This window comes from Sphingorhabdus rigui, from assembly GCF_014196595.1.
GTDB classification, from domain to species: domain Bacteria; phylum Pseudomonadota; class Alphaproteobacteria; order Sphingomonadales; family Sphingomonadaceae; genus Sphingorhabdus_B; species Sphingorhabdus_B rigui.
The window spans coordinates 619,428-642,435 of the sequence record NZ_JACIEA010000001.1 but is presented as its reverse complement, the minus strand read 5'-3'; the positions used below and the strand labels follow the sequence as shown (position 1 = coordinate 642,435).

The 23,008-nt window shown below is 56.0% G+C and carries 21 protein-coding genes; 8 read left to right on the top strand and 13 right to left on the bottom strand.

What is annotated here, in order from left to right:
- Positions 1-66 precede the first annotated feature (66 nt).
- Positions 67-1,092, top strand: coding sequence for an esterase-like activity of phytase family protein (locus tag GGR91_RS02990; protein ID WP_183939910.1), 1,026 nt, complete (start codon positions 67-69; stop codon positions 1,090-1,092).
- 28 nt (positions 1,093-1,120) lie between these two features.
- Here GGR91_RS02990 and rpmB read toward each other — a convergent pair whose 3' ends face one another.
- On the bottom strand, positions 1,121-1,411 hold the full coding sequence (gene rpmB / locus GGR91_RS02985) for a 50S ribosomal protein L28 (protein WP_125230549.1): 291 nt from the start codon (positions 1,409-1,411) through the stop codon (positions 1,121-1,123).
- Between the two features lie 130 nt (positions 1,412-1,541).
- On the opposite strand from rpmB, the gene tadA reads away from it, so the two are divergent.
- Positions 1,542-1,997, top strand: coding sequence for a tRNA adenosine(34) deaminase TadA (tadA, locus tag GGR91_RS02980; protein ID WP_246337028.1), 456 nt, complete (start codon positions 1,542-1,544; stop codon positions 1,995-1,997).
- Here the strand turns inward: tadA and yghX are convergent.
- Genes yghX through GGR91_RS02965 form a run of 3 tightly spaced genes read right to left on the bottom strand, consistent with a single transcriptional unit; the run spans position 1,994 to position 4,844 of the window.
- Positions 1,994-2,899: a YghX family hydrolase gene (gene yghX / locus GGR91_RS02975; RefSeq protein ID WP_183939908.1), complete on the bottom strand. Its 906-nt coding sequence runs from the start codon at positions 2,897-2,899 to the stop codon at positions 1,994-1,996. The genes tadA and yghX overlap by 4 nt on opposite strands.
- A gap of 11 nt (positions 2,900-2,910) precedes the next feature.
- The gene (locus GGR91_RS02970; RefSeq protein WP_183939906.1) at positions 2,911-3,711 is read right to left on the bottom strand and encodes a LytR/AlgR family response regulator transcription factor; all 801 of its coding nucleotides are present in this window, start codon (positions 3,709-3,711) and stop codon (positions 2,911-2,913) included.
- Positions 3,708-4,844 carry a sensor histidine kinase gene (locus GGR91_RS02965; RefSeq protein ID WP_183939904.1) on the bottom strand — a complete coding sequence of 379 codons (1,137 nt, stop codon included), beginning with the start codon at positions 4,842-4,844 and terminating at the stop codon, positions 3,708-3,710. Before GGR91_RS02965 ends, GGR91_RS02970 begins: the two co-directional genes overlap by 4 nt.
- Positions 4,845-4,932: 88 nt before the next feature.
- On the opposite strand from GGR91_RS02965, the gene GGR91_RS02960 reads away from it, so the two are divergent.
- Together GGR91_RS02960 and GGR91_RS11685 are read left to right on the top strand one after the other, a co-directional pair.
- The gene (locus GGR91_RS02960; RefSeq protein ID WP_183939902.1) at positions 4,933-5,526 is read left to right on the top strand and encodes an HD domain-containing protein; all 594 of its coding nucleotides are present in this window, start codon (positions 4,933-4,935) and stop codon (positions 5,524-5,526) included.
- Positions 5,527-5,654: 128 nt separating this feature from the next.
- On the top strand, positions 5,655-5,783 hold the full coding sequence (locus GGR91_RS11685; protein WP_281370176.1) for a hypothetical protein: 129 nt from the start codon (positions 5,655-5,657) through the stop codon (positions 5,781-5,783).
- 4 nt (positions 5,784-5,787) lie between these two features.
- Here GGR91_RS11685 and GGR91_RS02955 read toward each other — a convergent pair whose 3' ends face one another.
- Positions 5,788-10,437, bottom strand: a complete 4,650-nt coding sequence (locus GGR91_RS02955) for an NAD-glutamate dehydrogenase (RefSeq protein ID WP_183939900.1) — start codon at positions 10,435-10,437, stop codon at positions 5,788-5,790.
- Between the two features lie 185 nt (positions 10,438-10,622).
- On the opposite strand from GGR91_RS02955, the gene GGR91_RS02950 reads away from it, so the two are divergent.
- Positions 10,623-11,966 (top strand): dicarboxylate/amino acid:cation symporter, encoded by a 1,344-nt coding sequence (locus tag GGR91_RS02950; RefSeq protein WP_183939898.1) that lies wholly within the window; start codon positions 10,623-10,625, stop codon positions 11,964-11,966.
- Here the strand turns inward: GGR91_RS02950 and GGR91_RS02945 are convergent.
- Positions 11,963-12,700 carry a class I SAM-dependent methyltransferase gene (locus GGR91_RS02945; RefSeq protein WP_183939896.1) on the bottom strand — a complete coding sequence of 246 codons (738 nt, stop codon included), beginning with the start codon at positions 12,698-12,700 and terminating at the stop codon, positions 11,963-11,965. The genes GGR91_RS02950 and GGR91_RS02945 overlap by 4 nt on opposite strands.
- Before the next feature lie 174 nt (positions 12,701-12,874).
- On the opposite strand from GGR91_RS02945, the gene GGR91_RS02940 reads away from it, so the two are divergent.
- A complete protein-coding gene (locus GGR91_RS02940; RefSeq protein ID WP_246337027.1) occupies positions 12,875-14,179 on the top strand; it encodes a spinster family MFS transporter in 1,305 nt (434 codons plus the stop codon).
- Here GGR91_RS02940 and GGR91_RS02935 read toward each other — a convergent pair.
- The 6 genes from GGR91_RS02935 to GGR91_RS02910 form a co-directional block, all read right to left on the bottom strand.
- Complete coding sequence (locus tag GGR91_RS02935; RefSeq protein ID WP_183939894.1) at positions 14,176-15,465, bottom strand: adenylosuccinate synthase; 1,290 nt, start codon at positions 15,463-15,465, stop codon at positions 14,176-14,178. The genes GGR91_RS02940 and GGR91_RS02935 overlap by 4 nt on opposite strands.
- A 138-nt stretch (positions 15,466-15,603) precedes the next feature.
- Positions 15,604-16,716, bottom strand: coding sequence for an ATP phosphoribosyltransferase regulatory subunit (locus GGR91_RS02930; RefSeq protein WP_183939892.1), 1,113 nt, complete (start codon positions 16,714-16,716; stop codon positions 15,604-15,606).
- 41 nt (positions 16,717-16,757) lie between these two features.
- On the bottom strand, positions 16,758-18,341 hold the full coding sequence (gene serA / locus GGR91_RS02925; protein WP_183939890.1) for a phosphoglycerate dehydrogenase: 1,584 nt from the start codon (positions 18,339-18,341) through the stop codon (positions 16,758-16,760).
- A 128-nt stretch (positions 18,342-18,469) separates the two neighbouring features.
- A complete protein-coding gene (locus GGR91_RS02920) occupies positions 18,470-19,594 on the bottom strand; it encodes a phosphoserine transaminase (RefSeq protein ID WP_183939888.1) in 1,125 nt (374 codons plus the stop codon).
- Between the two features lie 103 nt (positions 19,595-19,697).
- On the bottom strand, positions 19,698-20,012 hold the full coding sequence (locus GGR91_RS02915; RefSeq protein ID WP_246337026.1) for a PepSY domain-containing protein: 315 nt from the start codon (positions 20,010-20,012) through the stop codon (positions 19,698-19,700).
- Positions 20,013-20,014: 2 nt separating this feature from the next.
- Entirely contained in the window at positions 20,015-20,602 is a 588-nt protein-coding gene (locus GGR91_RS02910; protein ID WP_183939884.1) for a protein-methionine-sulfoxide reductase heme-binding subunit MsrQ, read from the bottom strand.
- A gap of 266 nt (positions 20,603-20,868) precedes the next feature.
- Here GGR91_RS02910 and GGR91_RS02905 point away from each other — a divergent pair, with 266 nt between their 5' ends.
- Complete coding sequence (locus GGR91_RS02905) at positions 20,869-21,396, top strand: extensin family protein (RefSeq protein WP_322788761.1); 528 nt, start codon at positions 20,869-20,871, stop codon at positions 21,394-21,396.
- Between the two features lie 73 nt (positions 21,397-21,469).
- Positions 21,470-22,336: an LOG family protein gene (locus GGR91_RS02900; protein ID WP_183939880.1), complete on the top strand. Its 867-nt coding sequence runs from the start codon at positions 21,470-21,472 to the stop codon at positions 22,334-22,336.
- 10 nt (positions 22,337-22,346) lie between these two features.
- Here the strand turns inward: GGR91_RS02900 and GGR91_RS02895 are convergent, their stop codons facing one another.
- Positions 22,347-22,967 carry a c-type cytochrome gene (locus GGR91_RS02895; RefSeq protein ID WP_183939878.1) on the bottom strand — a complete coding sequence of 207 codons (621 nt, stop codon included), beginning with the start codon at positions 22,965-22,967 and terminating at the stop codon, positions 22,347-22,349.
- Between the last annotated feature and the right edge of the window lie 41 nt (positions 22,968-23,008).

Genomic DNA, 23,008 nt, shown 5'->3' with positions numbered 1-23,008 from the left:
GCTGAATGTGTCTGTTATCTTTCGTTCATATTCAGCCAGCAAATGATGAACGCGCATGGGAGTTTTATGTCACCGAAGATTAAGCGTCTTGCGCTGGGCATCGGGCTGGCATTTGTCGCCGTTGGCGGTGTCCGGACAATTTACCCAAGTGACAGCCAAGATATCTCGCTCAAGCCACTGCAGCTCAATCCGGACAACCCGGCCATGCGCAAGGTGGGCGGCCTGGAATTTATTGCGGCATGGGAATTACGCAGCAAGAATAGCGACTTTGGCGGAATTTCTGCGCTTACGGCGTTAAAGGATGGCCGCTTTGTTGGCATCGGCGATGCAGGAACATTAATTGGCTTTGGACTGACCAACGATGCCACCACAGATCGGCCGTTTATCGCGCCGCTGCCCAATTTGGATGGACCCGAGACCAATTATAAGGATCGGGACAGCGAAGGCATTGCCTACGACCCCGATGGCGGCCAATTTTGGGTGAGCTTTGAAGGGCATCATGCCATTCGGCGGTACTCTGGCTCCTTTGCGCGTTTGACGGGCATTGTGCGCCCGGCAGCCATGCAAAACTGGCCAAAGAATAAGGGCGCCGAAACTATCATCAGGCTTCAAAACGGTCAGTTCATCATTATCGCCGAAAGCGTGGACGACGGGACGCACCCTGCCCTGCTGTTTTCCGGCGACCCCGTTGAGCCGGGCAGCGCCATCACCCAGTTCCGCTTTCGTCCGCCCCCGGGATATCGCGTCACGGACGGCGTGCAGTTACCCGATGGACGAATCGCATTGGTCAATCGTTCGATTGGATTTCTGCAGGGATTTTCCGCAAAAATATCACTGCTCAACCCAAATGACATCAGCACGAGCGCGGTCGCCGCGGGAACGGTAATGGCCTCATTGGCGTCTCCATTGTTGGTCGACAATTTGGAAGGCATCGCGGTCACAACCGAGGGGTCGCGGATTTACCTCTGGCTTGTTTCCGACAATAATTTCAGCATTTTTCAGCGGACGATATTGATGAAGTTCCGGCTGCCCTCTGCATCGGACAAGAAAAAACCGGAGGCAGTGGCTGCCCCCGGCTTTGATTCGTTTTAGCTAAAGGCCGTGAAAGCAGCCGTCAGGCTTACGCCGCAGCTTTTTGCTTCTTGGCGATTTCTTTTTTCACCTTGCGCGCGTTTGTCGAGAGCTTCTCGTCCGAAGTCTTCAACAACCAGTTGTCGAGACCGCCGACATGCTCAACCGAACGCAGACCGTGGGTCGAAACGCGGAACTTGTAGCCCTGCTCAAGGGCATCCGACAACAAAGTGACATTCTGCAGGTTAGGCAGGAATGTACGCTTGGTTTTGTTGTTGGCGTGGCTCACATTGTTGCCGACCAGACGGCCTTTACCGGTGAGTTCGCAGATGCGCGCCATGATGTATGTCCTGTATAAAAAAGTGTATGCGGAATCACTGTCCCGCGAAAGTCGCTGCCCCTAACGCTCCACACCGAAAAGGTCAAGCCGATGTGTGGTCAAAAGCAGTAATCTACGCTAGCAAACTAACATGCCGTTGTCTAAAGCCCGCGAAATGATGAACGAAGCGCTCAAATTGGCGCAGGCAGCGGCCGCGCAAGGCGAAGTGCCCGTTGGCGCGATTGTCGTCAAGGATGGGGTCATTATTGGCCGTGGCGCCAACCGTCCGCTTGAGCATCATGACCCCACTGCCCACGCCGAAATCCTCGCCATCCGGGCCGCTGCGGCGCATCTTGGCAATGACCGTCTCACGGGATGCGACTTGTGGGTCACGCTAGAGCCCTGTGCGATGTGTGCAGGCGCAATCGCCCATTCGCGCATAGCCCGCCTCTATTATGGCGCTGAGGACCCTAAGGGCGGCGCTGTGGCGCATGGTCCGCGCTTGTTTGAACAGCCCACGGTGCATCATCGCCCCGAAATATATTCGGGCATATCCGCCGACGAATCGGCGGAACTGCTTCAGGCGTTTTTCAAAGACCGGCGCTAACGCAGATTTTTCCCGAAAAACGCGAGCGTGCGGGCCCATGATAAGTCTGCCGCTGCTTTGTCAAAACGGGGCGTGCTGTCATTATGGAAGCCATGCTGCGTGCCCGGATAGAAATGCACCTGAAACGCCTTCTGGTTCGCAATGAGCGCTGCCTGATAGGGGAGCCAGCCTGCGTTGATGCGCTCGTCGGCCTCGGCATAATGGATCAACAGCGGCGCCTTAATGGCCGGAACTTCGGCCGCAGTTGGTTGGCGACCATAATAAGGCACGGACGCAGCCATTTCCGGATAGGCAACAGCCAACGCATTACAGACGCCGCCGCCGTAGCAGAAACCCACCGCGCCAACCTTGCTTGTGCTGTCGGCATGATCGCGCAGAAATTCAAAGCTGGCAAAAAAGTCTTCCAATAATTTGCCAGGGTTCAGCTTTGCCTGCAGCTCACGGCCTTTTTCGTCATTACCCGGATAACCGCCGACTGACGACAGGCCATCGGGACCAAACGCCATATAACCGGCCTTAGCGAGACGACGCACGACATCCTCAATATACGGGTTCAGCCCCCGATTCTCGTGAATCACCAATACCGCTGGCAACTTGCCCTTGGCCGTGGCTGGTCGCGCCAGCAACCCGCTGATGCTGCCATGCCCATCGGGGCTTTGCACCGTCACCCGCGACGTGACAATTGCCGGATCGTCGGCCTTAACCTGCTGCGCCAAAGCATAATCGGGCTGCAACTGGTTAAGTATCATAAGACCGGTGACGCCCGCAGCCGCGAATTTACCGGCTTCGCGGATGAATTCACGTTTGGTCAGCTTGCCGTGGACATAGCCATCGAAAATTTCCAGAATATAGGGATGGAAGTCACTGGCCTTCATGCGCGGTGAAGTATCGGCTTCTGCCATCCTCATTCTCCTTAATGGACAAACCTGGCTACGACGTCACGATAGGAACGGCTGACTTTGACCTGCGCGCCGGATTCGAGCACAAGGAAGCATTCGCCGTTCGTATGCGGCTTCACCTGCCGCACCTGATCCAAATTGACAATTGTCGAACGGTGGACGCGCTGGAACGTCCTTGGATCAAGGCGTTTTTCGAGATCCTTCATTGTCTCGCGCAGGATGAGCGAGTTGTCGGCGGTGTAGATGCACATATAATCGCCAGCGGCATCAATACGTTCGATGCTTTCCACATCGACGCGGAAAATCTGGCCGCGATCTTTGATATTGATAAGCTTTTCAAACCGCGTCGATGCCAGGTCATCGTCCATCGAACTCAAATTATCCGCAGCATCCGGCGCGACTTCATTGATGACGGTACGAAGCCTGTCCAGCTCATCCGATGTGCGCTTGTCGGCAAGCCTGCTGCGCACACGGTCCATGGTGTCGGCAAGGCGTTCTGGCTCGACCGGCTTCATGAGATAATCGATCGCCTGCGCTTCGAACGCCTTAATGGCATGTTCCGAATAGGCCGTCACAAAGACGAAAAGCGGTGGATCAATATCCATCACGCCCTGAACGACAGAAAAACCATCAAATCCCGGCATCTGAATGTCGAGAAACACCAGATCGGGTTTCAGCGTTTTAATCTTGCGAATGGCCTCACGACCGTTGTGGCAGGTGGCGACGATTTCGATGTCGTCAAACGGCTGCAGCCTTAATTCAAGGCCTTGAATTGCCAGTTTTTCATCGTCGACCAATATTGTACGAATGCTCATGCGGATATTTGTCCTTGCTGCTTAGCCCCCGTTTGATTGTCTTCCCCTGATATAATTCGGCTTTGATATGGTAGTTCCAACAAAACCTCAAACCCTCCGCCCGCTTTTACATAATGTTCAAAGCGTTGATCGTCGCCATAAGCTTGTGAAAGTCGCTCGCGTGTGTTCGCCATGCCAACGCCGGTGGAGAGGCTGTGATCTTGCTGACCCGGCTGCAAGCCCGGTCCTGTGTCCGATACGGTAATCCGCACCCTTTGACCGACGAGTTGAGCGGTCACGGAAATGTCGGCGCCCTCTTCTTTCGGCGTCACCGCATATTTGATGGCATTTTCCACCAATGGCTGCAGGAGGAGTGACGGCACCAGAGCGTCCTCGACAGCGGGCTCAATCGTGAAATATGTCCGCAGACGTTCTTCAAAACGCATCTTTTCGATATCGAGATAGAGCTTCAACGTCTCGATCTCTTGCGTCAGTGGCACCTTGGCCGCAGCTTCGTTGATAAGCGTAAACCGCAAAAATGAGGACAGCCGCGACAACATGGCATTTGCCTGCTCCGTCTGCTTCAGCAGCACGAGCGTCGATATGCTGTTCAATGTGTTGAAAAGGAAATGGGGGTTCAACTGATATCGCAACATGGTCAGCTGCGCGCTGGTGGCCTGCGCCTCAAGCCGCATCATCTGGTCCGCTTGCTCTTCAGCGCGCACAAAATAATTGATCGCGTAATACAGCGCAGACCAAGCCGCCAACAGCACCGAGTTGATATAGATCGCGGCGAGCCATAACTGCGCAAAGGGCGTTTCATCCACCCCGTCCCGAATGGTTTGCAGCACCCACACGTCCATATACGCGTAACCAATGGTGGCCAAGGACACCGCGACAAACGTCAGGCTCCAAGTAATAAATGGCCGCTGATCAATCAGAAATCGGTAAATAACCGAGAGCAGAAGCGTGATTGAATAACCGGTGACCGCTGATATCAGGATGGGCACAAGGAAGCTGACGGGCTGCCCCTGGGCAATACCCGACGCGGCGCGCAAAATGACTGCGCCTGCCCATCCGGCTGAATGGAGATTCCAAAACGCACGATTTTTATCGGCAAAGAAGGGTTCGTCTGTAAGCTCAAGTACCGCCATAAAATCGGTCTAGCCGCATTTTGCGCGCGCATGAAGCACTTGTTTCATCACACGGACATGATAGGGTTTTGGGGAGAGGATACCAACCATGGACAACCACGAAGACCGCGCAAATTTCCACGACATGTCACAGAGCACGCAAGAAGATTGGCAGATCATCATGCGGCACAATATCCCGTTCTCGCAAAATGGCGGACAACGGATATTGGACCATCTTCGACTGCTCGATGGCGATTTTGGTGGATTCGCAGTGGACCGTTTGACCCATTCCTTGCAAACCGCAACGCGCGCCCATCGTGATGGACGCGACGAGGATTATGTCGTCATGGCGCTGCTGCACGACATTGGCGATACACTTGGCGCGGCAAACCACCCAGACATTGCTGCTGCCATATTAAAGCCATTCGTTTCGGAAAAGCTCCACTGGATTGTTCAAAACCACGGCATTTTCCAAGGTCACAACTTCTTTCACCATCTTGGGCTTGATCGGGACATGCGCGAAAAGTTCCGCGGTCATGAATGGTTTGCTGACACCGAAGAATTCATCGACAAATATGACTGCCCATCATTCGACCCGGACTATGACACGCTGCCATTGGAGTTTTTCGAACCCATGGTGACGAAGCTGTTCCGCCATCCGCTCAACAGCATTTATAAGCGTGAAGCAGAGGCAGTCGCGTAATCAACTCATTTCGGCGGGTGCCCTTATAACGGGGGCCATTCGTGCATATAAATAAGGATCACCGGACGTTCGCGTGAACGATCCGGCGCTTTGCACGTTGTCCCCTCCACCCCCGAAAGGAAAACATCATGGCAAAGAGCCAAAAGAAATCGAACCGCGAAGTCCGCAAACCAAAGGCCGAGGGCCCCAAAAAGCAAAACGCTTCGAACCCCTCAACCAAGGGCAACCCCGCCGGGTTGGCTCCATCCAAGAGCTAGAGGCTTAACGCCCCAATAGCACCCTTGCCTGACCTGCAACCTGTGCCAGCATCGCGGGCGTTGGTATGCCTGCCATGCGGGCCCGGTCGACCATCGCCTTGAATGCACGCACGCGGACGGTGTTGGTTTGCAGCCAATCCTGTGCATCCTCGAGCGGCTTCTTGGCGGCGCGGCGGCGCAGGAAATCCAAACGCATCGTTTGGAAATCGCGCGCCAGACCCGCAACCAGCAATCGCTCCCACGGGTCATGCGGATCAATCTGCATGGCCGCCCCTTGCGCCCAGCTGAGGCCAAGCGCATCGCCAAGCGTCGTGAACGCACGCGTCAGCGCAGTCACATCACCCTTTTGGGTCGACGACAACGCCGCGAGGCCAATCGCACCATCCAACTGCGCCAATTCAACAAGCCGTTCCGCAATTTTGCGTGGCGCGCCATTTTCGGTAAGCCGTGCGCCAAAACGTTCCGTCTGAAGCCGGACATCATTGGGCAACAACCCGTCAAGCGCGGCGGACAATTTCTGCACAACGGGCGCATATACGGCGGTGGCAGCACCGACATCACGGCCTTCATGTGCGTTGCGAATGATGTCCGCCATCTGTGCACGAATTTCAACGGCAGCTTGGTTGAATAGCATCAGCCGCGTTGCTTCCGGCATGGATGTTGTATCGATGGCCTGCCACAGCGAAGGCAGATCATAGATGCGTTCGGCTATGGCGAAGGCCGCCGCAACATCACCAAGGCCGCAGCCCTCTTCCTCAGCAAGCTCAAACGGGTGCAGCATGCCCAGCCGGTTGATCATGCGGTTGGCCAATTTGGTCGCGATGATTTCCTTGCGCAAACGGTGCGACAGGATCGCGCTTTTGTGCGCCTTAACCATCGCCTCTGGAAACGCAGCCAGCAGTTCGCTGTCCATTGAGGCATCTTGTGCCAAAGGCGCGTCTTCAACGCCGTCCTGCGCCGCAAGCTTTGCCGTCGACAGCAGCACGGCCAATTCAGGCCGGGTCAGACCGCGCCCTTCACTTGCGCGGCGGAACAGTTCCTCGTTCGGCGCGAGCCCCTCAACCGCGCGATCAAGCTTGCCAGAGCCTTCGAAGATTTCAATAAGCCGGACATAGGCAGGCAAATCCCCTGCCCCGCCGGTTTCCGCAATGGAAAGCGCGAGCGTTTGGAGGCGGTTATCCTCAAGCACCAAATGCGCAACGGCGTCGGTCATATCCGCAAGCAGCACGTTGCGCGCAGGCTCTTTCAACTTGCCGGCACGCATTTGCGCATTGAGCGCAATTTTGATGTTCACCTCATTATCCGAACAATCCACGCCGGCGCTGTTGTCGATGAAATCGGTATTAATCCGGCCGCCGCGCAATGCATACCCAATACGCCCCGCCTGCGTGACGCCAAGGTTGGCACCTTCGCCGATGACCTGTGCTTGAACGTCCGCACCATTGACGCGGATCGCGTCATTGCCCGGATCGCCGACATCCAAATGGCCTTCGCTTCGGTCCTTAATATAGGTTCCAATCCCACCAAACCACATCAGCTGCACAGGCGCCTTCAATATCGCGGTCATCAATGCAGACGGTTCAATCTCTTTCGCATCAATGCCCAATAATACCCTGATTTCAGGTGAAATTTTGATAGATTTTTCGGTACGAGCAAATACACCACCACCCTTGGAAATCAGCTTTCTGTCATAATCGAGCCAGCTTGAACGCGGCAGATTGAACAAGCGCTGGCGTTCTTTCCAACTGACCGCTGGGTCGGGATCGGGATCAAAAAAGATGTGGCGGTGGTCGAATGCGGCGACGACTTTCAGTGTTTTCGAAAGCAGCATGCCGTTGCCAAAAACGTCGCCGGACATGTCACCGACGCCCGCAACCGTGACCGGTTCCTTTTGCACGTCGATACCCATTTCGGCAAAATGGCGCTGGACCGAAAGCCAGCCCCCCTTGGCGGTGATACCCATCGCCTTATGGTCATATCCAACCGAGCCGCCGCTGGCGAAAGCATCGCCCAACCAGAAATTGCGCTCAAGCGCGATGGCGTTTGCGGTGTCGGAAAATGTCGCTGTGCCCTTGTCTGCGGCAACAACGAAATAGGGATCATCCCCGTCATGGATAACGACATTGTCGGGATGCACGATACGGTCGTTGACGATGTTGTCAGTAATCGACAGCAAGGTACGGATGAATATTTTATAGGCTTCGGTGCCTTCTGCAAACCAGGCATCACGGTCGACGCGCATATCGGGCAGCCGCTTGGGATAAAAGCCACCCTTTGCACCTGTCGGCACGATTACGGCGTTTTTAACGCGCTGCGCCTTCATCAGGCCGAGAACTTCCGTGCGGAAATCGTCACGCCGGTCTGACCAGCGCAAACCGCCACGCGCCACGGGGCCAGCGCGCAAGTGAATGCCTTCGACGCGCGGCGAATACACAAACACTTCGCGCCAAGGCAGCGGCGCAGGCAGGCCCGGGACTTTCGCGCAATCAAGCTTAAACGCCAGCGCTTCTGCCGCAGCAGCGGAAAAGGCGTTGGTGCGGACCGTGGCCAAGACGATCGCCAAGAAACGACGCAATATACGATCTTCGTCGATCGCCGATACCGCGGCCAAGTCGGCGTTAATCGACTTCACATATTTGGAGACCTCTTTTTCGCGGTCGCCGGAATGCGCCGGGTTATGCCGCGCGTCGAACAGGGCAATGATCGAACGTGTGACATTGGCGTTTTTGGCCAGTGCCGACACAACAGTCGGCATGCCGTAGGTCACACCCGTTTGACGCAAATAGCGATACCATGCCCGCAGCCAGATGACCGATTGCGGATCAAGACCGCCGACCGTCACCAGCTGGTTAAAGACATCATTTTCAAAGCTACCGTCCAAAACCTGGCTCAGCGCGCCTTCAATGACGTGCGCGCGTTTCATCACCATTGCAACGTCACCGCCGCGCAGCGACAGTCGGAAATCGTGGATATAATTGCCGTCGCCCAATGCGGTTGGTGATTCTTCCAACACGTCGAAACCGAAATTCTCGAGCGCCGGAACAACATCGCTGAGCGGAAGCGCGCCGCCACCGCTATAAATTTTGAGCCGAAGATTTTCGCCGTCGACGAACAGCCGGGTGACTTTACTGTGGTCGCGCTCCATGGTCAGCAGGCCGACCATATCACGCGCGGCTTCTTCGGTAGAATACGTGCTGCGATAATTGGCGGGGAAACCGGCGCCGTAACGCACGAGCATGGCGGCCGCGCGCTTTTCATCGGTCAGCGACGCGAGAGCCGCTTCCACCGCGGGCTCCCATCCACGCACCATGAGCTCGACTTTGTCATCCAACGCGGCCTCGTCGACCTTTTGATCGCGATCTGGCAGGTCGAGCGTGTAGCGCAGCAAGGCAACGCCGCCATCCTCCAGACCAATCGTCCAGCCGAGCAAGCTACCGCCCGTGGCATCTATGAGCATATTCTGGATCTGCTTGCGAATACCGGTCGAAACGTCATCGCGCGGTAACCAGACGAAAATGTAGAGATGCCGGCCAAGCGGCGATCGCAGCGCAATCAGCTTGGGACGCGGGCGATCCGTGAGCGACATTGCGGTCAGCGTAACGCGTTCCAGATCATCCAATTTTAGCGCAACCAAAAGATCGTGTGGTAGCGCCGTCAGTGCATGCGCCATCGCCTTGCCCGCATGCCCCGAAGGGTCAAAGCCGAACCGGTCCATAAGCGCCGCCAGATGCGTTCTCAGCACGGGTATTGCCTCTGGGGTGGTTGCGAGTGCTGCGCTCGTCCAAAGCCCTGCAGTGACCGCTACGCCCGTAATGCGACCGCCGGTTGTAACTGGAATGACGATCAGATCCAGTTGGACGTTGCGGTGCACCGTTGAGACCCGGTTGGACTTGAGCACCAGCGGTGCAACGCCGCCGTCTTCAAACCATTTGATCGCGAGCCCAACGCTGTCTTCGGCAAGAACCGGTGCATCCGTAACGCGCGATAGGCCAAGGCGGTCCGACCGCGTGCCATCGCGACTGATCCGTTCGTGCGCCAGAACCGTCATGTTATTTTTGGAGAACCAACGAAGGAGCGCAGCGCCCTCACTTTCCGGCAGGCTGTCCGCGTCAGCCGACAACGCCGCAAGCATATCGCGCCAGTCGGTAACCGCGCCGCGCACATCGGCCAGAACGGTGGTGAGATGGGCTTCAAGCTGGCGGCGTTCCCGCGCATCGACCCGCTCTGTCTCAAGATAGATGAACGATTCCCGGGCCTGACCATCCACGCGCTTCCGGCTGATATCGGTGAGCGTCAGGGTATCATCGCGGACGACACTCAATACGGGGTGAATGATGCGCTTCACCGATATACCATTGGCGGCAACGGCGGCGGACACCGAATCCACCAAAAACGGCATGTCGTCGTTGTTGAGCGCAATCCGCATCATCAAACTGCCCTGCGCATCGGTGAAACTATCGAGGGCGATGGCGGCAGTGCCAGCTTTGCGATGAAGGCCGGCTTGAATGGTAAAGCGGGCGGCCTCTTCCGTTGCCTTGGCATCAAAGCCTTCATTTTCGCCGGGCAGCGCCGTTTCAGCGAACGCCGAAATCATTGCCTTCAGCAAGCTTTTGTCCAGTTTTCCGGTAGTTTTAGCAATTTTGGCGGCCGCCATGAAATCATCTCCTGAGCCCGCAAGCATTTGGTTAAGTGCCATGTCCAACGACAAAATACGTTGTAATTTTATTACAAAGCTTATGACGCCCTTCGAGAGCTTAAACAAGTCACGTTTGTAACTTGTTGCGACAGACATTACTCCTGTGTAGCGTCGGCAAAAGTTAAAAATATGGGAGGTTTTGCGTGGACAAGCGACTAACATTGTGGATTTTGGTGGGGATGATCCTCGGCGTAGCCGTGGGTTACACGGTCCATGTCAGTTTCGCGCAAGACAGTGTGCAGTTCGAATATCTCTCCAAGACGTTCAAACTGCTTTCCGATATTTTCCTTAATCTCATCAAGCTTTTGGTCGCGCCGCTGATCCTGTCGACCATCGTCGTCGGCATTGCCCATATGGGTGATAGCAGTGCGCTGGGCAGAATCGGTTTCCGGGCAATCTCGTGGTTTATCGTCGCCAGCTTCATCTCGATTGGCCTTGGACTGTTGATGGTCAACCTGCTCCAGCCAGGTATTGGTGCGCCGGTCGATACCATCACCAATGCCGCCGCCACGATTGGCGAGGTCAAGAAGCTCGACTTCTGGGATTTCATCCTCTCGATTTTCCCAAAAAATGCGTTCGAAGCGATGGCGACGAACAATATTTTGCAGATTTTGGTGTTCGCATTGTTCGCTGGTATCGCATTGTCTGCTCTGGGCGAAAAAGGTGCGCCGCTCGTTCGTGGTGCTGAAGCCCTTGCCGAAATGATGCTGCAAATCACACATTATGTGATGCGTTATGCGCCGGTTGCGGTGTTTGGCGCACTGGCTGCCGTGGTTTCCAAGAGCGGCCTAGCGATTTTGCTGACCTATCTTGAGCTCGTGGGGGAATTCTATCTGTCGCTCGCATTGTTGTGGACGATCCTTTTGTCGCTTGGTGCGATTTTCCTTGGCCGACGCATTTGGACGCTCATTCGTTACATCCGCGAACCGATGCTCATCGCATTCTCGACCGCGTCTAGCGAAGCGGCATTGCCGAAATTGTTTGAACAGCTTGATCGTTTCGGCGTCCCGCGCCGGATCTCGGGCTTCATGCTGCCATTGGGCTACAGCTTCAACCTTGATGGTTCGATGATGTATATGAGCTTCGCCACCATCTTCATCGCGCAAGCTTATGGTATCGATTTGCCCATCGGAACGCAGATCCTGATCCTGCTGACGCTGATGATTTCTTCGAAGGGCGTAGCCGCAGTGCCCCGCGCATCGTTGGTGGTCATTACCGGTACGCTGGCGATGTTTGACTTGCCTGTTGAAGGTGTCGCGCTAATCCTCGCGATAGACCAGTTCCTCGACATGGGCAGGACCGCGACCAACGTCGTGGGTAACGCCGTGGCAACGTCCGTCATTACCAAATGGGAAGGCATGCTTGAGGTCGAAGAACCCGAGTTCGTCGAGCCATTGCATGCGCCTGCGCACACGGCAGCGCATGGCAAAGCCGGGCTGGACCTTGCCAGCGACATGGTGACTGACAAGCGAAAAACGAAGCTTTAAGCGGGGTGCTTGTGCCCCAGCAAGGTGCCTTTCGCGCCTTTGCTGTCGAGCGTGAAGTCCATATTATGATGCTCTTTGCGCCACCGGCGGGCGACGACACGCTCGCCGGGGCGCGCAGCATCATCGAGCAGCACACGGCCACCGGGCCGCAAATGCGGAAATAGGCTTGCCGCGGCACCGCGCACATGCGGATGAATGGCCCATGGCGGCCCATCGACGATCAGCAGATCGATTTCCGCCGGTACCTCGCTCAGTTGATACCAGTGGCCCGGCCAGCCGGCCGGTGGCGGCCCTAATGGTGCATGGCGGATGTCGACATCCATATTGTTGTCACGGATCCAGGCTTGCGTCGTCGACGCAAATTCCCCGTGCTGATCAAAGCTGACGATTTTTCCGCCACCAAATAACTGCAATGCCCGCGCCGCGACAAAAGTCGATGCCCCGCAGCCCAACTCAACCACCTGTTGCGGGCGCATTTCTTCGATTGCAGAAACGATGTGCCACAAAAAATGCGTATCTGCTTTCCAGCTGCCCAAATTGGGCAACGCATCCTGCGGTAAATCGAGATACGCGAGCAGTTTCGCCTTATCCTTTTTACGGCCACCATCGAGGCTGCGTAGCAACCATGGCCATTGGATGGCGCCATAAGCCATTACCATGACCCGGTCGCTCAACGACAATGTGAGATCAATATCGTCGAGTGGCAAGAAAGCCGTGGTTTCACGCGTGGTCATATGGTCCTCCAATGACGCTGTGCCGCCAACAGTCAATCACGCATTTTTCAGACTGCCCGATTTTCCGCACCCTTTGCGATGTTGGGACAATCGATTGTCAAAATCATTGTTTCACGGATGCTTTACAATCTCGAAAATAGTTGAATAACTGCGCATCGGAGAAGGAGAAACGGAATGAATGATCGAACGGCTGTGCGCAGCGGTGGGTTGGCGATCACCAACCCCAAGATAATGCTGTTCGCGCTTCTGCTCGTATACATTCTGAATTTTTTAGATCGCCAGATTGTCAATATTCTAGCCGAACCTATCAAGGGCGAGCTTGGGCTGAGTGATACGCAGCTCGGTTTGCTCGCTGGCCCTGCTTTTGCGGTTTTTTATGCCGTGCTCGGCATACCAATCGCTCGCTATGCGGATAATGCAAAGACCAACCGAGTGTGGCTCATCTCTATTTGCCTCGCGGTGTGGTCCGCTATGACCGCGATATGCGGGGTTGCCCAAAACTTCGTTCAACTTGCGCTTGCGCGTATTGGCGTGGGTGTCGGCGAAGCTGGATGCACGCCTGCTGCGCACTCGCTGATCGCAGATAGCGTGCCACCCGAAAAACGGTCTTCGGCCATTGCCTTTTTCGGACTTGGTATCCCAATTGGTGGACTGCTTGGCCTCATCATTGGCGGGGTCGTCAACGACCAATATGGCTGGCGCATTGCGCTGATGCTGGTTGGTACGCCAGGGATATTGCTGGCGTTTCTACTGCCATTGCTCATCCGCGATCCACGGCGCTGCGCAGATAGCGCGCATTTCAACACCGCAGAATCACCCGTGAAGGCAAAACTGTCGATTAGAGATGCTGTGCGTGAAGTGTTTGCGTCCAAGGCATATCTGTATGTCTTCATCGCCGCATCGTTCACCGCCTTCCTCAGCTATGGCAAGGGTCTGTGGACGATCAGCTTCTTCATCCGGTCGCACGGCCTATCAACGACCGAGGCGGGGCTTGCCATGGCGGTCGCGCTTGGCATTTCCGGCATCATCGGCACATGGCTTGGCGGGAAAATGGCCGATGTTTTTGGTAAGCGTGACAAGCGGCATATTTTGACACTGCCTGCCATCGGTATGGCGATTGCTGCACCAATTTTATTTGCCGGCTATTGGGCCGAAGATTGGCGGATTGCCGTCGCTCTGCTCATTCTGCCGACCATATTGAACTCGGCTTATTACGGCCCTGCTTATGGATGCGTCCAAGGCCTTGTCCGGCCAGAGGCGCGCGCCATTGCCGCATCGCTTGTCGTCTTTGGACAAAATCTCATCGGGCTTGGAATGGGCCCATTGTTGTTCGGTATGCTGTCCGATTGGCTGCAACCCATGGCGGGCGGCGAAAGCGTCCGTTGGGTGCTGTATGGCGCAGCGTGGCTTGGACTGATCCCCGCCTTCTTCTTCTGGCGCGCTAGCTTGCGGCTGAACGCAGAGCTGAAAAGCGGCTAATCCGCAAACGGGTCACGGACCAAAATCGTGTCTTCGCGCTGCGGAGATGTCGATACCAAGGCAACGGGCGTTTCGATCAGTTCCTGAACGCGGGTGATATATTTAATCGCCTGTGCAGGAAGGTCGGCCCAGCTGCGCGCGCCAGCGGTCGTTTCCTGCCAACCGGGCATTTCTTCGTAAATCGGCTCGACTGCGGCCTGCTCGGCGGCGTGCGCGGGCAGATAATCATATACCTTGCCGTTCAGGCGGTAGCCCGTGCAGATTTTGATCGTGTCGAAACCGTCCAAGACATCCAATTTCGTCAGCGCAATTCCCGTGACACCCGACACCGCACAGCTTTGACGCACGATTACCGCATCGAACCAACCGCAACGGCGCTTTCTGCCGGTCACGGTTCCAAATTCATGACCACGTTCGCCCAGCCGCTGGCCCGTTTCATCTTCCAACTCGGTGGGGAAAGGCCCCGAACCAACGCGCGTGGTATATGCCTTCACAATACCAAGGACAAAACCGGCGGCACTTGGTCCAAGACCAGAGCCAGCCGCCGCAGTGCCCGAAACCGTGTTTGACGATGTCACAAATGGATAGGTGCCATGGTCGACATCCAGCAAAACGCCCTGCGCGCCTTCGAACAATATCCGCGCGCCTGCCTTGCGCACTTGGTTCAACCGTTTCCACACTGGCTGCGCATATTCGAGAACGAATGGCGCAATTTCCTTCAGGTCAGCGATCAAACGAGCACGGTCTACCGGCGGTTCGCCAAAACCGGCGCGCAGCGCATCATGGTGCGCGCACAAACGGTCCAATTGCGCATCAAGCGCATCCAAATGCGCAAGGTCGCAAACGCGAATGGCGCGGCGGCCGACCTTATCTTCATAAGCAGGGCCAATACCGCGGCCCGTCGTGCCGATCTTGCCCGAACCGGCGGCGGCTTCACGCAAGCCATCCAAGTCACGATGGATAGGCAAAATCAGCGCGCAATTGTCGGCAAGTGCGAAGTTTTCAGTGGTAATCGAAACGCCCTGCCCACGCAGCTTCGTCATTTCGTCGCGCAACGCCCATGGGTCCAGAACAACGCCATTGCCGATAATCGACAGCGTGCCCGTTACGATACCCGACGGCAGCAGCGACAATTTATATATATTTTCGCCAACCACCAACGTGTGGCCCGCATTATGTCCGCCCTGAAACCGGACCACTGCGTCGGCGCGTTCCGCCAACCAGTCGACAATCTTACCTTTTCCCTCGTCGCCCCACTGAGCGCCAATTACGGTTACATTTGCCATCAGATATTCCCTGTCAAAGCCAGATAGCTCTGGGGCCTTTTTCTGCGCAGGAGCTTTTTCCTGCGAAGGGATTCGCCATGTGCTCCGTTATGATTATGATGGCGCTGCGTCCACCCTAAAGCAACGTGATGGACGATTTCAGACTGTAACCGCCTGCCCGTTGATCCATATATGGGTGCAGCCCAGCACGGCGGCGCTGTCATTCTCGTCCAACGCAGCAACGGTAACCCAACCTTCGCTGCGCAATTTTGCACCGGTCGCAGCATCGGTACCGAGCGGCAGGAAAAGGCGCTGCACATTGCTTTCTTCGGCCAAGTCAATCAACGGATCTGGATACAAAGAAAATCCAGTTGCGGCTTCAGACGGGCCATCCGCGCGGTCGATATAATAAGTGCCACCACGACCGAGCGCGGCGCTATAGCCTTTGGCGAAGATCGTGAAACCGAACCAGCTTTGATATTCAAAGCCATGCCGTTCGGTGGGATCAAGCGTCACATTGGCACGACCCGCGACCGTCGCGGCAATGCTTTCAAGCGCTTGAATTCGCGACGCAAGTGCGCCGCCAGCATCAATCGCGCGCAGTTTTTCAACGGCCGCGTCAAACGGTCCCGTAGCCGCAAGCAATGGCAGATAGGCATCCGCGCCCAACACGCTCAGGCCGCCAGCATCCTTCATATCGAGTTCGGAACGGACAGCATCGATTTTATCGGGGGCCAAAGGCAGCGCCTTTTCAGCAAGCCGTTCGACCAAATCAGGGAGCGTAAAATCGATTGTGATGTCTTTAACGCCCGCTGCCTCCAGCGCATCGATGGCGACGCCGACAATTTCGCACGCCGCAGCAACGCTGTCATTGCCGATCAATTCTGCGCCAAGCTGCGTCAATTCACGCTCGGGTCGCAGCTGCTTTGCCTTCAGGCGCAGAACCTGACCGTGATAGCACAAGCGCAGCGGCCGAGGGGATTCCTGCATCCGCGTTGTCGCAATGCGCCCGACCTGAACGGTTATATCGCCACGTAATGCCAGCGTGTGTCCGGAAACAGGGTCGGTAAAACGCAAATGCTGATTCCGCGCCGCGCCGCCACTGCGTTCGGCAAGCGCGCTTTCAAATTCGGCGATGGCTGGCGCTACTCTGGCATAGCCATAGCTTGTCAGCACATCGATCATGGCACGCGACACCCGCGCCGCAACCTCCGCTTGGGGAGGAAGTCGGTCGCGGAAGCCTTCAGGCAGCAAGTCGGGCGGAATCTTCATGCGCGTTCTTTACGCGAAAAGTTCTCGTGGGGAAGCCCCGCTTAGAACTTAAGCGCCTTTACTGTCTTTACGCCCGGAAGCGAAGCCAACTGCTTAAGAACAGCCTCTGGAATAGCGGCATCCATCGACAACAAAAGAACCGCCTCGCCACCTGCACTGCGGCGACCCAAATGGAACGTGCCGATATTCAAGCCAGCTTCACCCAATGCCGTACCGACACGGCCAATGAAGCCCGGTGCATCTTCGTTGACGATGTAGAGCATGCTGCCTTCGAGCTCAGCTTCAAGGCTGATGCCGAAAATCTCGACAAGCCGCGCTTCGCTGTTGGCGAACAATGTGCCTGCAACCGAACGTGGGCCTTGCGCGGTGTTCACCGTGACACGCACCAATGTGTGATATGCACCAGCCTTGTCATGGCGGACTTCACGGATATCAAATCCGCGCTCTTTTGCCAAAAACGGCGCGTTGACCATGTTCACCGCGTCCGAGAACCGCCGCATGAAACCGGAAAGCACAGCGGCGGTAATGGGCTTGATATTCAATTCAGCTGCAGCGCCCTCAACCTCAATCGCGATATTATCGAGATTGTCATGCGCAAGCTGGCCAACCAGCGAACCCAGCTTTTGCGCCAAGGTCATATATGGCTTTAACTTGGGCGCTTCTTCGGCTGACAGGCTGGGCATGTTGAGCGCATTGGTCACGCCGCCATTGACGAGATAATCTGCCATCTGTTCCGCAACTTGCAGCGCAACATTAACCTGTGCTTCGTTGGTTGATGCACCCAAATGCGGTGTGCAGATGAAGTTTGGTGTCCCAAACAATGGCGATTCCTTGGCTGGCTCGGTTGCGAACACGTCTAATGCAGCGCCGCCAACTTGGCCGCTGTCCAACGCTTCTTTCAACGCGGCTTCATCAACCAAGCCGCCGCGCGCGCAGTTGATGATGCGCACACCCTTTTTGGTTTTCGCCAGATTTTCTTTGGACAGGATGTTGCGCGTCTGATCGGTCAGCGGCGTGTGCAAGGTAATGAAATCAGCCTTGGCCAGCAGCGTGTCCAAGTCCGCCTTTTCCACGCCCATTTCAATGGCGCGTTCCGCCGTCAGGAACGGGTCAAAGGCAACGACCTTCATACGCAGGCCAAGCGCGCGGCTTGCAACGATGGAACCGATGTTCCCTGCGCCGATCAGGCCAAGCGTCTTGCCGGTGACTTCAATGCCCATGAAGCCGTTTTTCGGCCAGAGGCCAGCCTGTGTCTGCGCATTTGCTTCGGGCAATTGGCGCGCCAGTGCGAACATCAATGCAATCGCATGCTCGGCGGTGGTGATCGAGTTGCCGAACGGCGTGTTCATGACGACAACGCCCTTTGCCGAGGCGTTCGGGATATCCACATTGTCAACGCCGATGCCCGCACGGCCAATAACCTTCAAATTGGTTGCCGCGTCGAGGATGGCCTTTGTGACCTTGGTTGAGCTGCGAATGGCAAGGCCGTCATAATCGCCGATGATGGCGGCGAGCTCTTCAGGGCTTTTGTCGGTAATGACATCAACGTCACAGCCGCGTTCTGCGAAAATCTTCGCAGCGTTGGGATCCATCTTGTCGGAGATAAGTACGCGTGGTTTGGTCATTTTGAAATTCCTATATGTCTTTTGTCGTCATCCCCGATTTGATCGGGGATCCATATTCTGGACTGTCGGCTTGCGCGGACATGTGCGTTCACGGATTCCCCTATTCGCGGGAATCGCACGGGTGGGATTTACGCTTTGGCTTTCTGATAAGCCCAATCGAGCCAAGGGCCGAGCGCTTCAATATCTGCGGTGTCGACAGTGGCGCCGCACCAAATACGCAGGCCCGCAGGGGCATCGCGATATCCGGCGATGTCATAAGCCGCATCTTCCGCCTCAAGCAGTGACGCCATTTTCTTGATCATCGCTTCGTCCGCACCCTCAACGGTCAGGCACACCGACGTCGTTGACCGAATAGCAGGATCAGCGGCAAGAAAACCGAGATAGTCACGTGCCTCAACGATTTTTGCGAGCGCAGCAGCATTGGCATTGCTGCGGGCCATAAGCCCCTGCAAACCGCCAACGGTCTTCGCCCACTCAAGCGCGAAGATCACATCTTCCACCGCAAGCATCGATGGCGTGTTAATCGTCTCGCCCTTGAAAATGCCTTCGGCGAGTGCGCCTTTCGACATCAAGCGGAAAACTTTTGGAAGCGGCCATGCCGGGGTGTAATTTTCAAGCCGTTCAACAGCGCGCGGTCCGAGAATGAGCACGCCATGCGCACCTTCACCGCCGAGCACTTTTTGCCAGCTGAACGTTGTGACATCCAGCTTGTCCCATGGCATATCATAGGCAAACACCGCCGACGTCGCATCGTTGAAGGTCAGCCCTTCACGGTCGTCGGCAATCCAGTCACCATTTGGAACGCGCGCACCTGAAGTGGTGCCGTTCCATGTGAAAACCACGTCGTTGGAAAAATCTACCGCGTTCAAGTCAGGAATTTCGCCATATGGGGCGTTCATGATTGTCGCATTCAGCTTGAGCTGCTTGTTGACGTCTGTGACCCAGCCCTCACCAAAGCTTTCCCACGCCATCATCGTGACCGGGCGAGCGCCAAGCATGGTCCACATCGCCATTTCGATTGCGCCGGTGTCCGAACCGGGGACAATGCCAATGCGATGCGTGTCAGGCACCTGAAGCACTTCGCGCATCAGGTCGATCGCCAGTTGAAGGCGCGATTTGCCGATTTTCGCACGATGCGAACGGCCAAGCGATTCGGTTTGAAGTTTTTCGGGGCTCCAGCCTGGCGGTTTCGCACAGGGGCCGGAGGAAAAATATGGACGCGCCGGTTTAACGGCGGGGGGTACTATAGTCATGTAAGCTTCTCCTTGCAGAGAGCAGCGCGGCGTTGGGACCGCGTGGCCCGGAGCCGCGTTTAAGCGCAGCCCCGGTTTTGTCAACGACTATCGCAAAATGTGATCAGTAACCGGCCTTGCGAAACAAAACTTCGCCGCGGCGACCAACATATAATTTCTCCAGCGTTACAGGGTGGAAATAGGCTTCGACGCGGTCGCCTTCTGGCGTTGTGCCATATACTTCATAACAACCGCCATCGACCCTTGCTTTGCGGACGGTCCAGCCTTCTTTGGTAAGCTTATCGGTAAGTGCCTGTTGGCTTTTCCAACCCGAAACCGGTCCGGCCTTGCAGGTGATAACGCCGGTTGCCGATGCCGGTACCGATGCGACAGCAAGTGCGGTTGCTGCGGCCAGTGAAAGTGAGGTCAATAAACGCATATTCATGCTCCTTTAAATGCAGATTTACGGGGGAGGAAAAAGCGTGCCGCCACGAGCAAGGCCAATGGGGCGAAATGAACGAGCGCAGGGCCTAGATTGTTGTGGATGAATATCCAGTGTACCAGAACAAGCACTGCAGCGGGATACACAAGGCGTTGCAGCCGCTTCCATCCCGCTTTCAGCGCGCGCATCGATGCATCATTACTGGTCAGCGCGAGCGGAATAAACAGCAGCATGGCTGCCCATCCTGTCCAGATACCCAGCGCCAGAAACTCGGCGATAATGTCGTCAATATTGCCCATATCGATGAGGTAGAAAGCCAGATGGAGCAGCGCATAAGCGAACGCTGCGACGCCCAGCGCACGGCGGCGCTGGATCAGCCAGCTAAGCCAGGGCCGTGGCCCCAGCAACGACAGCAACGGACTTAAAATCATTGCGACAATCATGAAGCGCGCAGACCATTCGCCTGTTGGATGCAGCATATCCATCGCGATGCGGTCACCGACATAAAAGCTGCGCATCATCAATATCGCTGGCAAAGACAGCAATATCCAAAACACCGGCTTCTTATTAAGAATGATTCGCAACATGCATTCGCGATAATCGCGCGCGCCACTGTGCGCAACGCGGAAATTGTATCAATATCCACGCCTTTGCCGCCATACGGCTCCCATTTGGTCGATTTGGGGCTGCACACCGGTGAGATTTTGCTATTACATTTTACATGGCCGTCGTCACTGCTCCAAGAATTCTGCTTGTCGTGAGCGCGCTGCTATTGGCGTCGTGCAGCGCGCGCGAGGCCCCGAAAACGACACGCACGGGTGCAAACGCAACAACGGAAAATGCGCGGCAGTGCATGGCAGGATTAAAAGAAAAGTCAGTCCGCTTTGCTGGTTTGCCCAACAAAAGTTTTGACGGCGGGTGCCGCACGATCGACACGATCAAAGTCATGGATTTTGGGACGGCGACAACCAATTTGGGGGCGATGACTTGCCCGCTAGCCGCCAACTTTACCGATTGGGCACGCTACGCCGTTCGCCCGGCAGCGAAGCAGTATTTGGGCGCTGAGGTCGTCCGTATCGAGACAATGGGCACGTTCAATTGCCGGAACATATATGGGATGCGTTCCGGCAAATTATCCGAACATGCCTTTGCCAACGCCGTCGATGTCTCCGCGTTCGTTTTGCGCGATGGCCGCCGCGTGTCCGTGCTCGCAGGGTGGAACGGATCAAGCGAAGAACGCGCTTTCCTGCGCCGCCTGCACCAGTCAGCCTGCAAACGGTTCGGCACTGTGCTTGGCCCCGATTATAACAGCGCACATGCAAACCATTTCCACTTGGACATGGCCCGATCGATGCGCAACGGCACGTCCTTTTGCCGATAAGGGCTTTTGCCGATGAGGGGCTTTTGCCGATGAGGGGTGGCAGAACCCCCACTTGCACCCTATATGCAGGGTAATGACAGACACAAAAATTAACGATCGCCGCTTCTACAAAGCACAACAAGAAGCGGACTTTGCTGAAAAGCAACTCTCCACCCCACAAACGCAAAGCAAGTCTTACCGGCTCGCATTTCAGGACACCGACTTCCTGTTGCGTGAGGATTTGCGCCCCGTCCGTTTCCAACTGGAACTGCTCAAAACCGAAATGCTGCTGGACGAAGCGCACATCGGATCCATGTTGGTGATCTACGGCTCTGCGCGCATTCCAGAACCCGACGCTGCAGATGCCTTGATTGCGGCTGCAACCGACGAGCGGTCAAAAATCATCGCCGAACGCATGAAAGAAAAGTCGCGTTTCTATGGCGAAGCCCGTCATCTTGCGCAACTGGCGGGACAGGCCAATGTGACGGACGAAGAAGGTCGACGCCACTTCGTCGTTTGTTCGGGCGGAGGCCCATCCATCATGGAAGCCGCCAACCGCGGCGCGCATGACGTTGGTGCGGAATCCATTGGCCTGAATATTGTGCTTCCGCATGAACAGGCACCAAATCTGTTTGTGACGCCGCGATTGAGTTTCCAGTTCCACTATTTCGCGTTGCGCAAAATGCACTTCTTGCTGCGCGCACGTGCAGTAGCGGTGTTCCCCGGCGGATTTGGTACGTTCGACGAATTCTTCGAACTGCTCACGCTTGTCCAAACCGGCAAGATCAAGAAGATGCCGATCCTGCTATTTGGTCGCGAATTTTGGAACCGTGTTGTGAATTTTGAGGAGCTTATGCTCGAGGGCGTCATCAGCCCGCCTGATCTGGAACTTTTCCAGTTTGTAGAAACCGCAGACGAAGCATGGAATGCTATCTGCGATTTCTACGAAGTCTCAAACTGAATTAAACTGATTACTTTGCAGCAGGTGCAGCAGGTGCCGGCGCTGCGGCATCAGCCGTTGGCGCGGCCGTTGCTGCATCCGCAGGCGCTGCAGCGGCAGCATCGGCCGCGGGTGGCGCTGGCAACGGCAGGTTTGAACCCTGCGCATTGAGATACGCGATCAAATTTGCGCGTTCTTCGGGGTTACCCAAGCCAGCAAAAGTCATCTTTGTGCCCGGCGCATATTTCTTAGGGTTGGCAAGCCACTTGTCCATGCCTTCGAAGTCCCAGTTGCCGGGAACGCTTTTCAGTGCATCCGAATAGGAAAAGCCTGCAACATGGCCGTGCGGTTTACCCATCGCGGCCCAAAGATTTGGACCAATTCCATTTGGTCCACCTTGCGCAACGGTATGGCAAGCTGCGCATTTTTTGAAAACCGCTTCGCCCTTTGCAACATCAGCAGTGGCAAGCAATGTTGCAATCGGCACAGCTGCGGCACCACCGGCTTCGCCGCCAGCTTCCGCTGCAACTGCAAAACCTTCTTTTTCAGGTGCTTCACCGTGGAAGTACATGCCCGAGACGATACTTAGCCCTAGCGCGACGATGCCGCCTGCCAAAACCCAGCCTGCAATTGTGTTACTACGATCATCCATTGGTTATCAGCCCTGAAGTTCGGTTTTAAGCCGGCGTCGGT

Excerpts from the sequence above, each read along its gene's own strand:
- GGR91_RS02945 (WP_183939896.1), bottom strand. The coding sequence starts at position 12,700 with ATGACCACGCGTGAAACCACGGCTTTCTTGCCACTCGACGATATTGAT.
- GGR91_RS02990 (WP_183939910.1), top strand. The coding sequence starts at position 67 with ATGTCACCGAAGATTAAGCGTCTTGCGCTGGGCATCGGGCTGGCATTT.
- GGR91_RS02920 (WP_183939888.1), bottom strand. The coding sequence starts at position 19,594 with ATGACTATAGTACCCCCCGCCGTTAAACCGGCGCGTCCATATTTTTCC.
- yghX (WP_183939908.1), bottom strand. The coding sequence starts at position 2,899 with ATGGCAGAAGCCGATACTTCACCGCGCATGAAGGCCAGTGACTTCCAT.
- GGR91_RS02900 (WP_183939880.1), top strand. The coding sequence starts at position 21,470 with ATGACAGACACAAAAATTAACGATCGCCGCTTCTACAAAGCACAACAA.
- GGR91_RS02905 (WP_322788761.1), top strand. The coding sequence starts at position 20,869 with ATGGCAGGATTAAAAGAAAAGTCAGTCCGCTTTGCTGGTTTGCCCAAC.
- GGR91_RS02970 (WP_183939906.1), bottom strand. The coding sequence starts at position 3,711 with ATGAGCATTCGTACAATATTGGTCGACGATGAAAAACTGGCAATTCAA.
- GGR91_RS02895 (WP_183939878.1), bottom strand. The coding sequence starts at position 22,967 with ATGGATGATCGTAGTAACACAATTGCAGGCTGGGTTTTGGCAGGCGGC.
- GGR91_RS02915 (WP_246337026.1), bottom strand. The coding sequence starts at position 20,012 with ATGCGTTTATTGACCTCACTTTCACTGGCCGCAGCAACCGCACTTGCT.
- GGR91_RS02940 (WP_246337027.1), top strand. The coding sequence starts at position 12,875 with ATGAATGATCGAACGGCTGTGCGCAGCGGTGGGTTGGCGATCACCAAC.
- GGR91_RS02960 (WP_183939902.1), top strand. The coding sequence starts at position 4,933 with ATGGACAACCACGAAGACCGCGCAAATTTCCACGACATGTCACAGAGC.
- GGR91_RS02910 (WP_183939884.1), bottom strand. The coding sequence starts at position 20,602 with ATGTTGCGAATCATTCTTAATAAGAAGCCGGTGTTTTGGATATTGCTG.
- GGR91_RS02955 (WP_183939900.1), bottom strand. The coding sequence starts at position 10,437 with ATGGCGGCCGCCAAAATTGCTAAAACTACCGGAAAACTGGACAAAAGC.
- rpmB (WP_125230549.1), bottom strand. The coding sequence starts at position 1,411 with ATGGCGCGCATCTGCGAACTCACCGGTAAAGGCCGTCTGGTCGGCAAC.
- GGR91_RS11685 (WP_281370176.1), top strand. The coding sequence starts at position 5,655 with ATGGCAAAGAGCCAAAAGAAATCGAACCGCGAAGTCCGCAAACCAAAG.
- GGR91_RS02935 (WP_183939894.1), bottom strand. The coding sequence starts at position 15,465 with ATGGCAAATGTAACCGTAATTGGCGCTCAGTGGGGCGACGAGGGAAAA.
- GGR91_RS02930 (WP_183939892.1), bottom strand. The coding sequence starts at position 16,716 with ATGAAGATTCCGCCCGACTTGCTGCCTGAAGGCTTCCGCGACCGACTT.
- serA (WP_183939890.1), bottom strand. The coding sequence starts at position 18,341 with ATGACCAAACCACGCGTACTTATCTCCGACAAGATGGATCCCAACGCT.
- GGR91_RS02965 (WP_183939904.1), bottom strand. The coding sequence starts at position 4,844 with ATGGCGGTACTTGAGCTTACAGACGAACCCTTCTTTGCCGATAAAAAT.
- tadA (WP_246337028.1), top strand. The coding sequence starts at position 1,542 with ATGCCGTTGTCTAAAGCCCGCGAAATGATGAACGAAGCGCTCAAATTG.